The following is a 14,359-nucleotide window of genomic DNA, read 5'->3' as shown; positions in this document are numbered from 1 at the left end:
TATTTTTTATGAAAAAAATTTAAAGCCGGTGAAATTTTACTGATCGTAAAATTTCACCGGCTTTTTAGTTTAGAGATGGGTTTTGTCCCAGCCTCCTCGTTAGTCAAATAACCAACTTCCCTTTCACTACTGAATATCATCTGAACCATGTGCGTTCACTTCATCTATGACTATACTATAAGAAATATTAAGTTTATCCCAAACCCAAGCGTGGAAAATTCTATCTATTTCTATTTTTAATGCTTTATCGTCCATATCCTCGTTAATACCTAAATTTTCAAAAGTGAATGTCTCTTTAGCATCTGTGCCTTTATATTTGGTACTACTAAATGAAAAAGTAACGGTTTTACGCATTAATTTATCCTCCTATTTTAATCATTCATGGATTCGCCTTTTATAACAGCATATGGTATTTCTTCTTATTACACAAACCTGCACAGTTAGTTTAATAAGAATAGCGACGCTTATTAAACTATCGCGAATTATTGCTTAGTTTTTGTTGTCTAGCTCATACAAATCTATAATTTCTTTGTGTGCTATTCCATCGTCTTGTCCTTCCCAATGAATCACCGCATATATTTTATCTATATCTTTAAACGTTATGGACTTTCCGTCTTTCGTTATTGGTGGTGGTCCTTCGATAGCTCCAGTATCAATCTCGTTTTTAAAATCTTCAGGTCCTGAGACTGCTTTACTTTGCAGGGTTATATCTTTCTTGTTTATAACGGCGTTCATTTCAAAGACAAAATAATTAGTAGTGTAATCATTTTCTCTTGTTTTAAAACGAAGCTTACCATTTCCCGAATTTAGAATCCCTGAAGTCAGATCTACTTGATAACCATCTAACTCCCAATGGGGACTTTCTCCCGATAATCTTAAATGATAAAAATCATTTGTGGCATTTCGATGATTCAAGTACATAACAATGGCTAATAATACGAAAACAATGAATATCAGTACTGGATAAACGATTTTATGAACCAAAAGCTTTCTCACCCCTCTGCTCTCTTAAACAATCTAGCCCTATAGTTCAATAAGAAAAAAAGAGCTGCCTATGCAACTAAATAATCTTCAACTAAAGCAGCCCAGTAGTTTAATAAGAAAAGCAAATCTAATAAAGAATAGTACATACTTATAATACGGTTCACCTTAATGTAGTTAGTTTCCATATATATCCTTACCAGCGATTCATCGCTATTTTCACCCAGACAACGTATAATAAGAGAAGCAGAAGAAGAATTCATTTTTCCTCTAGTTAAAAAAAGAGGTGCAATTACTTGAAACAGTTTGAAACAGCATTACCTGAGCAGTATGAAACATTAAAAAAACAGGCCAATTATACGTCTAGCTGGCGAGAGCGTTTAGACGCAGTCGAAATGTTATCGGCTTATCAACATGACAAAATCATAGATTTATTAAAAAATCGTATGCAGCATGATACTGTCAACAAGGTGCAATTAGCAGCCTATGAAGCACTCGCGGCGTTTGGTGAGGACGTAGAGAAGCCATCACCTGCACGTTTTGATATTATCAAAGGCACAGACAAAATTTTCCTACGGGTGAAAAAGAGCTTGCCTAAGGACCATACAGTGGCAGACTTTGCGGATAAACTAAAACGTATGCGTTTAGATGTCTTTGATGCGTATGAAGGCGACAAAGGTGTACAATTTATGAACTGGTTAGAGGAACGTTGGGCAAAACTATAATCAGTAGTTTTGCAATTTATGAAGGAAAGTCATTCTCTCCGTTTGTGGAGGGAATGGCTTTTTCTTATCTTACGCTGCGGTTCATCGAAACTAATATTAAATTGTATTACTTCTTTTCTTTGATCATCTATCTTTATTGTTTAATGATAAAACAAACACCTTATTAAACTAACCTGCTGCCCTGTTAGTTTAATAAGGTATAATTTTACATATCAATTATACTACACTTTCATTTAACAAATATTCCTAAAAATATCTTTAATCACAAATAAAAGCTGAACTAATAAAAAAATTAGTTCAGCTTAAAAATAACTCTTAATAATGTTGCACATTTCATAAAGGATACTGATGTAACAAGTGAATTACTTAATAAAATTTTAGTGGGCTTTTTCTAATGCTAACTTAATGCCAAAGCCAATTAGTACTGCTCCTGTCAATCCTTCGATAACAGCCTTCGTAGTTGGCTTTTTCATAAATGCGCTAATTTTATCCAATAAGTAAACATAGAATACAAACCAAAATCCTGTTAAAGCGGTGTATATAAGCCCCATTATAAGAAACGGCATAAATGTACCGCTCGTGCTATCTACAAACTGCGGTAAAAATGTTAGAAAAAATACAGCCACCTTTGGGTTTGTAACATTCGTTAATAAGCCTTGCTTAAAGCAAGATTGATGCGAATATTTGTGATCAATTTGGGTCTCGTCTTGCGCAACAGGAGGTTGCGTGCGTATTGCTCGTAATGCCCATAGTGTTTTAACACCTAAATAACATAAGTAGACCGCTCCGACGTATTTTAAAATGGCAAATACATATGCTGACTTTACAATAATCGCTGAGAGCCCAATAACTGCCGCAAAAGTATGAATTAGTAATCCACAGCACGAACCAATTAAAGTCTGTAACCCCCCTTTTCTGCTTACCGTAAGTGTATTTTTGGTTGCGATGGCCGTATCTGGACCAGGTAAAATAATTAACAAAATACACATTACTAAAAAAACAGATATGTTCACCATGTTAATCCCCCTTTTTAGTCAGAAAATTATAAAAATAATATTACCATATGTATAGGTTTACAAAAAGACGCGAAAGAAAATTTATCCAGGTATTTATAATTGACATATAACCTTAAGGTGTTATATATTCATAACACCTTAAGGTTATATTTTCAAAAAGGAGTTCATTGTAAATGACTGAAAAACTAGAGAATATCGTTAAAACAATTACCCTTAAAGCACCGATTGAGAAAGTATGGGAAACCGTAACGGATGCTGAAAAGATTGCTTCTTGGTTTATGCCAAATGATTTTAAACCAATTGAAGGTCATGAATTTACACTACAATCACCATTTGGCCCTTCACCATGTCGAGTAGAACAAATAGAAGCTCCACATTTTGTTCGTTTTGCATGGGATACAGATGGATGGTTTGTCACTTTTGAATTGAAAGAAATTGGGGAGCAAACAGAATTTACGTTAACACATGGTGGTTGGAAAGAAGCATCACATATTATTCCAAAAGCTAACGTACCTACGGAAGCTGTTCGTACAAAAATGGATGGCGGCTGGACAATGATTGTCGGTCAAAAATTAAAAGCGGTAGTGGAATCACAATGACACAGCTTGCTGTAAAATATGATGTTTTTCAAGCAATCGCTGATCCTACAAGACGTCATGTCCTACAGCTGCTTGCCGAAAGTGATCAGCCCATCTCACTTATTTCTGAGAATTTTTCTATAAGCCGAACTGCTGTCGTGAAGCATTTAAAAGTTCTTGAACAGGCTGAACTAGTCTCTGCCCAGAAAAAAGGACGAGAAAAAATATATACATTACATGCTGAAAAACTAAAAGAAATTGAAGATTGGCTACAGTACTTTGATTTATTTTGGGATAATAAATTGGCACAACTTCAAAGCCTTCTCGAAGAAGATTAAAATTATAAGGAGCTGTCCCGTACTTTTAGGACAGCTCCTCGTTTAATAAAGATAAAATAATCCACCATTAATAATTTCTATTTTAATTTTCGCATCATATTGTTCCTCTAAAGCCTTCTTTTCAATGTTATAACATTCTGGTTTGTCATCGACATCTTCATAAAAGTAATCTAGTACGCGTTGATCACGTTGCCATCTCTTTTTTGCTTCAGTAGCCCACGAATGGTCATCCTGTGCAATGATTGCTTCAATGGCTGCATCTAATCTTTGAAGTCCCCGGATAGGCTTAATAATATATTGCACATGAAAAACATGCTCTGCCGGAACAGTATCTAGCTCGGTTGCATATATGGTTTCGTAAAAATCCTCTTTAATGATTCCTGTTAATAGATTGATACCAAAGGAATAGAGCATTTCTTTCGTCCGGTCGCAGCAATACGATACTTTATAATTCACCCCTAACCACGGTGTTAGTATAACCTGCCCTCTTGCGGTGTCGACCTTCTCATACATTTGAACATAAGCTCCTAGCTCCCTTGTTGCTTGAAAAAGCTGGTTCATTCTTGGAGAACCAAAATGAATTGCCTCTCCATAAAGACTACCAGCTGATGCTGTTTGATTTGTAATGAATGTTACTTGAGCTGGATTCGGCTCGCTATTTGTAGCTTCTACGTATTGCCAATAAAATGGTCGGTTCATTATTTTTTTATCGATATCAACCGTTAATTGCACTGTAAGATAATGGTGGTCTTCCCCTACAATATAGCAATCATTTTCTGTGAAAAATTGTCGTAAAAAACTATGAACTTGCTGTGGATACATGCTCCTTCTCCCTTACACTATACAGATTCTTTAAAGTTAGATAGAATCGCATCTAAGTCCCCTACTACTTTTTCGAAAACATCAATTTTCGTATGAAGTAATGCTAATATGTTCTCTTCAATAGTATTTGCAATAGCCAGATTGTAAATATGAACATCATGCTCTTGCCCTAATCGATGTACACGTCCAATCCGTTGCTCTAGCTTCATAGGGTTCCAAGGCAAATCGTAGTTAATGACATGATGACAGAATTGAAGATTAATCCCTTCGCCACCTGCCTCAGTTGCGATTAGAACCTGTGCCTTTTCCTTAAATAGATGCTTCATATAATCACGTTTGTTTTTATTAAATTTACCGTTAAACAGGACGCTCGTTATACCTTTAGAATGTAAATACCATTGCAAATAAATTTGAGTAGCTCTATACTCTGTAAAAATTATCACTTTATCTTGTGCTTGTTCGATTATTTCAAGCGTCTTATTTGCCTTTGAATTCACTTCCAAAGCCATTAATTTTGCTAGTATAGCTTCCACTTCTTGTGATTGTGCATTATCTTCTTCAAGCATTTTAGATAATGTTAAAGCTGTCGCTTCTTTGCTACTACACATTTCCTTCCGCAATGTAATTAATGAAAAAGATCCAGTATTTTGAAGCGTTCCGAGCAAATCATAAACTTCCGCTTCTTCCTTCGTAAATTTGATTGGAACAATTTGAACGCGACGATTTGTCCATTCAATTCCCGTGTCCTCTCTCCTATTCCTCACCATCACCTGATTAACTAATTCCTTTAAATAATCATTATGCTCTAAATCATGCTTACTTGCCGAAAATGCAGATTGAAATGTATCATAATTGCCCAGATGGCCAGGCTTAAGTAAGGAAATAAGATAAAATAATTCAAAGACATCGTTTTGAATTGGTGTTGCGGTTAATAATAAACAAAACTTCTTCTTTAAACTTTGTACGAATTCATAAATTTGAGTTTTATGATTTTTTAGCTTGTGCGCCTCATCAATAATAATCATGTCGTAATCTTGCTCATAAATGCGCTCTTTGTGTGGACTTTTTTTGGCAGTATCCATACTCATAATAAGGACATCGTAGCGCTCTATCGGAACATTTTTTTTATAAGCGATTGCTGGAATATGAAATTTTATGTTTAATTCTTCTATCCACTGATTAATAAGAGATGCTGGCGCTAATATTAATGCTCTTTTGACGAGTCCCCGGATCAGATATTCCTTTAAAATTAAACCCGCTTCAATTGTTTTACCAAGTCCCACCTCATCAGCTAAAATCGCTTTTCCATTCATACGTTCAATCACCGTTTCCGCTGCTTCTAACTGGTGCGTAAGTGGCTTTAGATTTGGTAAATACTTCGTCGCTTGTAAACCTGTGAAATCAGTAATTAACTTCATTTTCACAATGTCATAATTCATCTTGTACAATGTCCAACTATCCCATTTTTCAAGATGATCTAGTTTTTTTATAAAGCCTTCTTCCCATTCAGACGACCTTTCTATTTTCATGATCAACACCTCATGCCATTATTTCTAGTTTAGGTTGTCCAAAAAAGAGAAAGCTATGTTAAGGTTTTGCGAAAGAAAAATTAAATAATTAAAGTTTTCTCCAGCAAAGCTAGTAGTTGATTTCCGTTCCGTCTGGGCGCTTTGCCGCTGACGCTTCGCTTTCGCGCAGATAAAACATTTGTTGCTGTCGCTTCGCTTTCGCACAGATAAAACATTGTTGCTGTCGCTTCGCTTTCGCACAGATAAAACATTGTTGCTGTCGCTTCGCTTTCGCACAGATAAAACATTGTTGCTGTCGTTTCGCTTTCGCACAGAGCAAAGCTTCCTGGGGGCGTCGGGGCAACAGGATGTTGGTCACGAAGGCGTTATCACAGGACGTGATGCTCTTAGCCTTCGTTCCTCTATTGCTAATCCCCAAAGAGTCGCCCACCCTCCACTCCAATCAACTTACATTACATACATTTTAAAATGACACTTCAACCTTTCGTAGTTAAACCTGCCTCTTTTTAAATCCATATACCTTATTCATTTACACTATCTAATACCATATTATTTTCTGCAAAGTTCTATTGCATATACTCCATGATTACCACGTCTGCAAAATTCATTACTATGCAAATCCAATCCCTGTTTAAAAATTAAACATATAGGACCATTAATATTGTACAATTTAAAAGGATAATGGTATTAAGATAGTCTTTTTATTCTCTTCCTTTTTCCATACAATTAAAGAAGTATTAGTTTTAGAAGAACGAGATTAAGGGGCTCAATTAATAGGGCTTACATATACCGAGGAGGTTACTATGAAAATTCTTGAAGCATTAACAATATCATTGCCTTACATTCATTTAGCTATGAAGGGCGAGTCCATGATTGGATTGGTAGATAAAGAAAGTGAGAGTATTATTGCTTATTTACCTGGGAAACGGATAGATTCTGGTTATAAAGTCGGGCAAAAACTTCATCCAGATGATGCAATTTTACATCTCCCACTTAAAGGAAAAAGTACTGATGAGCCTGTACCCGAAGAATATTATGGTGTGGTTTTTAACGCATTTTCTTTTCCCGTTCGTGAAAATGGGCAAATCGTAGGCGCGCTAGCCTTTGGAATACCTATTGATCATTCTCTTCAAATGGAGAAATATATTCTTACTATGAATGAAATTATCCAAAACCTACAGGATAAAGTACATACAATTGCCTCTCATTCGGAGGAGCTAGCTGCAACTAGTGAGGAGATTAATAAGCAGACACAATTTGCTTTAGAGGATGCTGAAAAAACAAATGGTATTACCGATTTAATAAAAAATATTTCGCGTCAAACCAATTTACTCGGATTAAATGCATCGATTGAAGCCGCACGAGCAGGTCAGCATGGTGCCGGATTTAATATAGTCGCACAAGAAGTTCGCAAGCTTTCTACTGAAACTACTACTGCTACTGATAACATTGAATCCTCGCTTCGAAGCATCAATTATAATCTTGAAAATTTAAAGCAAAACATGACTCAAATAAATGGTGCCACAAACGAACAGGCACAACTTGTTCAGGACTTTAGTGAAATCATTGATGAGCTTAATTCGCTTAGCTTGGAAATGAAGGGTTTTATGTCTAAAAAGTATTAAAATAAACTTAAAAAAGCTGTTCAGCGTATATTTTGACTGAACAGCTTTTATTTTTGTGGTATTTAAGCGCCTTCCTAAGTGTTACTTCAAAAAAACTAAATCATTCACCTATTCTATAAATGTTTTTCATTTTTAGTTTTACACACTTTTTTACAATTGGATTTTTAATCCTTAAATAATTATATAAACATAATAAAATCAGTGCCGTAAATTTCTAAAATATGCGATATGATTACTTTTTGGTACACTATTGGAAAAAGAAAATGAGGCCTATATGAAAAGGAAAATATTTATTTTACATGAAATATACGGTGTAAACGATTTTATAAAAAAGCAAGCTGCAACATACAGTAACGCTAGCACGACTGTCGAGTGCATTTCTTTATATTCAGAAAATACAGTATTTACATACGAACAAGAACAGGAAGCCTATGAATATTTCATAAATGAAGTTGGCTTTGATGCTCCTCTAAAAAAATTAACCCCAAAAATATTAGACGCTAAAACGCACTTTGATGAAGTGCTATTAATAGGATTTAGTGTAGGGGCAACTTTAGCTTGGAGACTATCTACACTCCCATTACAAGGAATCGTTTGCGTTTATGGTTCTCGCATTCGCCAATATCTTGAGGTAATCCCCTCTTGTCCAACACTTGTCATTTTACCAAGTCATGAGAAAAGCTTTAATGTCCTTGAATTAAAGAAAACACTCGATACATTACTAGCTGTTCACACGAAACAATATAATGGTCAGCATGGTTTTATGGACTATTATAATCCGAGCTATTGTCATGAAAGTTTTTTACAGGCACAAGGTGATATTTTAAATTTTTTCGGATCATCACCTAAAGTTGTGGATGACATTTGTTAAGACGTATGCCTTTTATCTTCATTCAGTAGAAGACTCCCACCTCTGGAGGTAGTGAGATAAATACGGATGTGATTTGTTATAAATATATTCCAATAATTTACTGAAATAGAGGAACTCTGTCTAAGAACGCCACGTCCTGTGGCAACGACTGAGTGACCAACATCACGTTGGCCCAAAGCCTCCGGCGGATGTCACGGATTTTGCGCGGGCACAATTCAAAATCCGGACGCAATTACGCCAAGGCGAAATTGATATAGTTGGAGTGGAGACTTGGCGACTCCTTGGGGATCAGCGATAGAGGAACGAAGGCTAAGAACATCACGTCCTGTGATAACGCCTTCGTGACCTACATCGTGTAGGCCCGAGCGGCTCATCGGACGCCCCCAGGAAGCTCTGCTTTGCGCGAAAGCGAAGCGTCAGCGGCAATGTTTTATCTGTAGCGAAAGCAAAGCGTCAGCAACAATGTTTTATCTGTGCGAAAGCGAAGCGTCAGCAACAATGTTTTATCTGTGCGAAAGCGAAGCGACAGCAACAAAGCGCCCAGTCGGAACGGAAATCAACCACACGTTATGGTGATGAGCACATTTTTCAAAACAAACAAAATTAAGGAGAACAAAATAATGGATCAAAATGAAAATATGATTATTGAACCTTATATAGAAGGAGGCAATGTTATTTATCCAAGCTTTCACCTTTCCTTACAGACAGGTATTATTATCGGCATTTATACAGATGTGTCTAAAATCAATACATTAATGAAATGGTTTATGAAACAAGGCAATACGTATACACATCTTCGTGAAAGTGCTTTGTATGAGCGACTTACGGTTCGAGAATATATCCAATTTTGCTTAAAGCTTTTCAATGCTACTTCTGAAAAGATGGAGGATTTATTGCCATTAATCGCTTTAACAGAGCAAAAAAACATTAAAATCAGCAAGCTTTCAAATGGAGAAAAGCAACGTTTAAAATTGATACATACATATCTCAGTTCAGCACAAATACAAGTTTTAGAAGAGCCATTTCAAAATCTAGATGAGTTTTCCAAGCAAAAAGTCATTCAGTTATTGGGTGCCCTTCAAAGACAAGATAAAACAATTATTTTACTGTCTAATAATTTCGAGGATTTAATTATTTCGAGTACAGCAATACATAGACTAGATACAATGGGCTTACATGCATTAGACGTTAAAGAGGATGAGACAGAGCCAGCTTCTCCTTCGCTTGAAAATGTACCGATTCGATTTGATAAAATTCCTACGAAGAAAAATGACAAAATCATTTTATTTAATCCCCCTGAAATTGACTATATCGAAAGTGTTGACGGGGGCGTTTCTGTGTATGTTGCAGGCGAAACCTATCCATGTACATTATCACTGAATGAGCTTGAGCAGAAATTGACACCGTTCGGCTTTTTTAGAAGTCATCGCTCTTATATCGTTAACTTGCAAAAGGTACGGGAAATCATTACATGGACTCGCAATAGTTACAGTCTAGCCTTAAATAGTAATGAAAGAGCTGTAGTACCTTTGTCGAAAAATAAGCTCGCAGACTTAAAGGAAATACTCGGAATTTAGTAGATTTCCCAGGAAATAAACGACTCCTGTCAGCTGAAATATTTCTCCACTAAAGGTCATTTTACTGCCTTTCACCTGTATTTTAATGTTGAGCTCTCCATTGTCCCTTATAGTGTAGATATCAACAACAACACAGGGAGGTTTTCAAATGAACGCAGTGATCGATGTTCAGCATTTGAAAAAAACATTTAATAAGGAAGCCGCATTACAGGATGTTTCCTTTACTATTCAAAAAGGAGAAATATTCGGCTTTCTTGGCCCTAGTGGCTCCGGAAAAACTACTACTATTAAAATATTAACAGCACAAACTGAAAAAACTGCTGGGGATGTTTTATTGTTTGGTCGCCCAGCAGATGAAATGAAACAAAGTCGAAATCGTAAACGCTTTGGTATTTTAACAGATAATAGTGGTCTGTACACAAGACTTTCAATTGAAGAGAACTTATTACTATATAGTGATTTATACCAATTACCAAAATCAGCAGTAAAAGAAGCATTAGACTTTGTTAACTTATATAGCGAGCGTAAAAAGAAGATTAGTCAGCTTTCTAAAGGGATGATCCAACGTGTTACACTTGCACGTGCCATCATGCATGAACCAGAATTATTATTTTTAGATGAACCAACTTCTGCACTCGACCCTGTTAATACACAGCATATATATAATGGCTTGCGTAGGTTAAATGAAATGGGTACGACAATATTTTTAACTACACATGATATGAGTGAAGCAGAAATACTTTGTGATCGCGTAGCCTTCTTACACAAAGGAAAAATTCGGGCAATCGGTGCACCGAAACAGTTAAAAAAAGAATTCGGTGATGATTCCATTACTGTTGAATTAAAAAATGGTGCTTGTGAAATCATTCAAAATGGAGAACAGGATGCACAAAAACTGTTTCATTGGATGCAATCGAACGAAGTTTCTCGCATTTATACAAACGAGCCAACACTAGGTAATATTTTTATGCAAATTACAGGGAGTGATTTAATATGAACCTTTCAATGACACGTATTCAAGCTATTTTCATGAAAGATTATAAGGAATTTTCACGTAACTATGCGGTATCCTCAATGGCATTAATGCCACTTATTTTTGCTTTTTTAAACAATCAAACAGGTGCCAATACTATCGGCATGTATTTCCTACCGATAAATATGGCATTTTCTGTGGTGACTTCCTATGTACAATGCTGTTTAATTGCAGAGGAGAAAGAAAAAAATACGCTTCGTGGTCTAATGCTTTCCCCTGCTTCACTTGGAGATATTTTAATCGGTAAAAGTTTGTTTGTCTTTATCGTTACAGCAGTAGTTGTAGCAACAACTATTTTTCTTGTTGGTTATGAACCTGCTAATCTTTTCATCATAGCTATCACTTTATTGCTTTCGGCTGTATTCTACATTGCTCTAGGAACATTATGTGGATTATTAGCAAAATCAATTTTGGAGGCATCTATCATCGTATTACCTGTTATGTTAATTTTTTCATTCGGCCCTCTTGCCCTAGCTTTATCCTCTGCTAACCCAATCCTAAAAGTTGCAGAGTGGTTACCAAGCTCCCAATTACTTATTTTAGCTGAAGCTCTAGAAGGCCAATACACAACAATGGACGTCATTATTCCAATAGCTACTATCATCGTATGGTCACTAGTTACTTGGATTGTAGCAGGATTTATCTATAAAAAAAGAATGGTCGATTAAATGACCATTCTTTTTTTAAAATAACAATTTCTGTTTAAATTTCTAGCAACTGCTGTAAATGCTTTTTCACTTGTGGCCATTCTTGTAAAGTAATACTATACATCACAGTATGGCGAGTTGTGCCATCCTTGCGCACCATATGATTACGTAAAACGCCCTCCTTTTCCCCTCCAATTCGTTCAATCGCCTTTTGAGCGCGTACGTTTTCAAAGTCTGTTTTAATTTGTACACGTTGTAGATTTAACACTTCAAAACAGTATTGTAATAATAAATATTTGCAATTCGTATTTATAGTGGTACGCCAAAAAGCAGGTGTAATCCATGACGTGCCTATTTCAAGCCGTTTATGATTCTCATCAATATCCATAAACCTAGTCGAACCAATGATTTGCCCAGAATTTTTATCCACAATAACAAATGGAAACTCTGTTTTCGCGTTTTTTGCAGACAGTGCATTGTCCACAAAGTTATGCACATCATCCATTTTCTCTATCGTTGTGGACAAATAAGGCCAAATCTCTGGATAACTACCAGCCTCTAGGATCCCTTGGGCGTCCTCTTGACCTAATGGTTTAAGTAATACTACTTCATTTTCTAGTGCTATAAAATTCATTATTATTCACTCCTTTTTCATTATTTAACGGTAATTTTGATATGATGGATATAACCAATTTTCAAATAATTTACCATACCAGGAGGTGCAATATTTTGGAGTTATCAATTTCATTTACTGGAGAGGCATCGAAATACGTGCAAATTTACGAAGAAATAAAACAAGCAGTTATCAACAATAAACTACCGGCCCATGAGCAATTACCTTCCAAACGAACACTTGCTAAAACGCTCGATGTTAGTGTTCATACGATTAAGGAAGCATATGAGCAATTGCTAGCGGAAGGCTATATCTATAGCAAGGAACGCTCAGGTTATTTCATAGCTCCCTTTGAATTCGAATGGGGACAGCAGCTGAAGCCGCATACATCCACTGCTATAACACCAATTACATATGATATTAAATTTGATTTTAACAACGGACATGTGGATAACGAAGCTTTTCCAATTTCCATCTGGCATAAGCTGTTGAAAAAGCACTTCAATGTGAATAACTTAACGACAAGCCCTTGGCAAGGAGAGGCTCTATTACGGACGGAAATTGCTCGCTACGTTGAACGTTCAAGAGGCGTTGCTTGTGAAGTATCACAGGTGTTTGTTTATAGTGGTACACAAAGTCAGCTTCAAGCTCTATGTCACTTTTTTGGCCCCAAAACACATGTTGGCTTAGAGGAGCCTGGCTTTAAAAGAGTACGTGCAATATTGCAACAATGTGGATTAACAACTCACGCTATTCCTGTTGATCACTCAGGGGTTACAATACCGAAAAAACCTATCCACATGTTATACACAACACCCGCACATCAGTTTCCGCTTGGCATGGTCATGCCTGTTGAACGGCGTGCAGCACTTCTGCAATGGGCCATTTCTGATAAAGCATATATTTTTGAAGATGATTATGATTCAGAATTTCGCTATAAGGGGCTCCCTATCCCATCATTAGCAAAAATGGATCAGCTTCAGCGTGTTATTTATTCCGGAACATTTTCCAAAACACTTATCCCATCGCTACGCATAAGTTACATAATTTTGCCTAAATCGTTAGTTGAAGATTTTGTTCTTTTTAATCAGGAGCAAAAGTCTGTTGTCTCAAAAATAGACCAGCTTGTGATAGCCGATTTTATTGCTCAAGGTTTTTTCGATAAGCATTTAGCTAAAATGCGCACTATTTATCGCAAAAAGCAACAGACATTACTAGCAGCTATTAACGCAAATTTTTCTGAGGAGTTCGAGGTAATTGGTGAGAAATCTGGGCTCCACATTGTTATGAAGTTACCAAAAAGGCTTTCTGAACAGACTGCGATTAGTCTTGCACGGGAGGCAGGAATCAAAGTCTATCCTTGTTCACCCTCCTATCAGCAAGACTCTAAACATGCCATGGTTATTATAGGCTATGGTGGGCTGACCTTTGAGCAAATCAAAGAAGGTACCGCGTTACTTGCAACTGTTTGGCAATCATCCACCCCACATTAATGTCATAATTTTTCAAAAACTAACGAAACCTTTTTAAATTCCTTTCGTATATCAATTATGCCTCGGCATAATTGCGTCCGAAATCGGCTTTGTGCCTAGGCCTGCAAATGTTTTTTGTGCGAAAGCGTAGTGCTAACGTAGCGGCAGCAACAGATGTTTTTTGTGCGAAAGCGCAGTGCTAACGTAGCGTCAGCAACAGATGTTTTTTGTGCGAAAGCGCAGTGCTAACGTAGCGGCAGCAACAGATGTTTTTTGTGCGAAAGCGCAGTGCTAACGTAGCGGCAGCAACAGATGTTTTTTGCGCGTAAGCGTAGCGGCAGCAACGTGTCTTTGTCTGTGCGAAAGCGAAGCGACAGCAAAAGGGTTTTAACTGCGCGAAAGCGTAGCGGCAGCGGCAACACAGCACCGATGCAGGTCAGTTAGCCGTTATCGCATGGATGCGATGATTTTAGGCTAACATCCTATGTGAACTCCTTACCGATTCCGTGACATCCGCCGGAGGCTTTAGGCC

17 protein-coding genes are annotated in these 14,359 nt (G+C 36.7%); 10 read left to right on the top strand and 7 right to left on the bottom strand.

The window, feature by feature from the left end; genetic code table 11:
- Positions 1–126: 126 nt before the first annotated feature.
- Positions 127–354 carry a hypothetical protein gene (locus tag ACVWXS_RS14895; protein ID WP_456958786.1) on the bottom strand — a complete coding sequence of 76 codons (228 nt, stop codon included), beginning with the start codon at positions 352–354 and terminating at the stop codon, positions 127–129.
- A gap of 135 nt (positions 355–489) precedes the next feature.
- Positions 490–996, bottom strand: a complete 507-nt coding sequence (locus ACVWXS_RS14890; RefSeq protein ID WP_456958785.1) for a hypothetical protein — start codon at positions 994–996, stop codon at positions 490–492.
- 281 nt (positions 997–1,277) lie between these two features.
- On the opposite strand from ACVWXS_RS14890, the gene ACVWXS_RS14885 reads away from it, so the two are divergent.
- Entirely contained in the window at positions 1,278–1,706 is a 429-nt protein-coding gene (locus ACVWXS_RS14885; RefSeq protein ID WP_053481745.1) for a HEAT repeat domain-containing protein, read from the top strand.
- 377 nt (positions 1,707–2,083) lie between these two features.
- On the opposite strand, the gene ACVWXS_RS14880 is transcribed toward ACVWXS_RS14885, so the two are convergent.
- Positions 2,084–2,722, bottom strand: coding sequence for a LysE family translocator (locus ACVWXS_RS14880; protein ID WP_456958784.1), 639 nt, complete (start codon positions 2,720–2,722; stop codon positions 2,084–2,086).
- Positions 2,723–2,895: 173 nt separating this feature from the next.
- Between ACVWXS_RS14880 and ACVWXS_RS14875 the strand changes: the two genes are divergently transcribed.
- Together ACVWXS_RS14875 and ACVWXS_RS14870 are read left to right on the top strand one after the other, a co-directional pair.
- On the top strand, positions 2,896–3,321 hold the full coding sequence (locus tag ACVWXS_RS14875; RefSeq protein WP_456958782.1) for an SRPBCC family protein: 426 nt from the start codon (positions 2,896–2,898) through the stop codon (positions 3,319–3,321).
- On the top strand, positions 3,318–3,638 hold the full coding sequence (locus tag ACVWXS_RS14870) for an ArsR/SmtB family transcription factor (protein WP_368638459.1): 321 nt from the start codon (positions 3,318–3,320) through the stop codon (positions 3,636–3,638). The genes ACVWXS_RS14875 and ACVWXS_RS14870 overlap by 4 nt, the downstream gene beginning before the upstream one ends.
- Positions 3,639–3,680: 42 nt before the next feature.
- Here the strand turns inward: ACVWXS_RS14870 and ACVWXS_RS14865 are convergent, their stop codons facing one another.
- The 3 genes from ACVWXS_RS14865 to ACVWXS_RS14855 form a co-directional block, all read right to left on the bottom strand.
- On the bottom strand, positions 3,681–4,460 hold the full coding sequence (locus ACVWXS_RS14865; RefSeq protein WP_456958780.1) for a YqhG family protein: 780 nt from the start codon (positions 4,458–4,460) through the stop codon (positions 3,681–3,683).
- Positions 4,461–4,477: 17 nt separating this feature from the next.
- A complete protein-coding gene (locus tag ACVWXS_RS14860) occupies positions 4,478–5,989 on the bottom strand; it encodes a DEAD/DEAH box helicase (RefSeq protein WP_456958779.1) in 1,512 nt (503 codons plus the stop codon).
- A gap of 109 nt (positions 5,990–6,098) precedes the next feature.
- Positions 6,099–6,431, bottom strand: coding sequence for a hypothetical protein (locus ACVWXS_RS14855; RefSeq protein ID WP_456958777.1), 333 nt, complete (start codon positions 6,429–6,431; stop codon positions 6,099–6,101).
- Positions 6,432–6,792: 361 nt separating this feature from the next.
- Here ACVWXS_RS14855 and ACVWXS_RS14850 point away from each other — a divergent pair, with 361 nt between their 5' ends.
- The 5 genes from ACVWXS_RS14850 to ACVWXS_RS14830 all read left to right on the top strand — a co-directional run bounded on the left by ACVWXS_RS14850 (position 6,793) and on the right by ACVWXS_RS14830 (position 11,763).
- Positions 6,793–7,614, top strand: coding sequence for a methyl-accepting chemotaxis protein (locus ACVWXS_RS14850; protein ID WP_456958775.1), 822 nt, complete (start codon positions 6,793–6,795; stop codon positions 7,612–7,614).
- A 274-nt stretch (positions 7,615–7,888) separates the two neighbouring features.
- A complete protein-coding gene (locus tag ACVWXS_RS14845) occupies positions 7,889–8,485 on the top strand; it encodes a dienelactone hydrolase family protein (protein WP_456958774.1) in 597 nt (198 codons plus the stop codon).
- A 620-nt stretch (positions 8,486–9,105) separates the two neighbouring features.
- Entirely contained in the window at positions 9,106–10,062 is a 957-nt protein-coding gene (locus ACVWXS_RS14840; RefSeq protein ID WP_456958773.1) for a LytTR family transcriptional regulator DNA-binding domain-containing protein, read from the top strand.
- A 148-nt stretch (positions 10,063–10,210) separates the two neighbouring features.
- Positions 10,211–11,059: an ABC transporter ATP-binding protein gene (locus ACVWXS_RS14835; RefSeq protein ID WP_456958772.1), complete on the top strand. Its 849-nt coding sequence runs from the start codon at positions 10,211–10,213 to the stop codon at positions 11,057–11,059.
- Positions 11,056–11,763 carry an ABC transporter permease gene (locus ACVWXS_RS14830; protein WP_456958771.1) on the top strand — a complete coding sequence of 236 codons (708 nt, stop codon included), beginning with the start codon at positions 11,056–11,058 and terminating at the stop codon, positions 11,761–11,763. The genes ACVWXS_RS14835 and ACVWXS_RS14830 overlap by 4 nt, the downstream gene beginning before the upstream one ends.
- Positions 11,764–11,797: 34 nt before the next feature.
- Here ACVWXS_RS14830 and ACVWXS_RS14825 read toward each other — a convergent pair whose 3' ends face one another.
- Positions 11,798–12,376 carry a GNAT family N-acetyltransferase gene (locus ACVWXS_RS14825; RefSeq protein WP_368638451.1) on the bottom strand — a complete coding sequence of 193 codons (579 nt, stop codon included), beginning with the start codon at positions 12,374–12,376 and terminating at the stop codon, positions 11,798–11,800.
- A 95-nt stretch (positions 12,377–12,471) separates the two neighbouring features.
- Between ACVWXS_RS14825 and pdxR the strand changes: the two genes are divergently transcribed.
- Positions 12,472–13,848, top strand: a complete 1,377-nt coding sequence (gene pdxR / locus ACVWXS_RS14820; RefSeq protein ID WP_456958770.1) for a MocR-like pyridoxine biosynthesis transcription factor PdxR — start codon at positions 12,472–12,474, stop codon at positions 13,846–13,848.
- A 291-nt stretch (positions 13,849–14,139) separates the two neighbouring features.
- On the top strand, positions 14,140–14,271 hold the full coding sequence (locus ACVWXS_RS14815; RefSeq protein WP_456958769.1) for a hypothetical protein: 132 nt from the start codon (positions 14,140–14,142) through the stop codon (positions 14,269–14,271).
- Positions 14,272–14,359: the final 88 nt, after the last annotated feature.

This window comes from Lysinibacillus sp. TE18511 (assembly GCF_054062295.1).
This window is presented reverse-complemented; position numbering and strand designations above follow the sequence as displayed.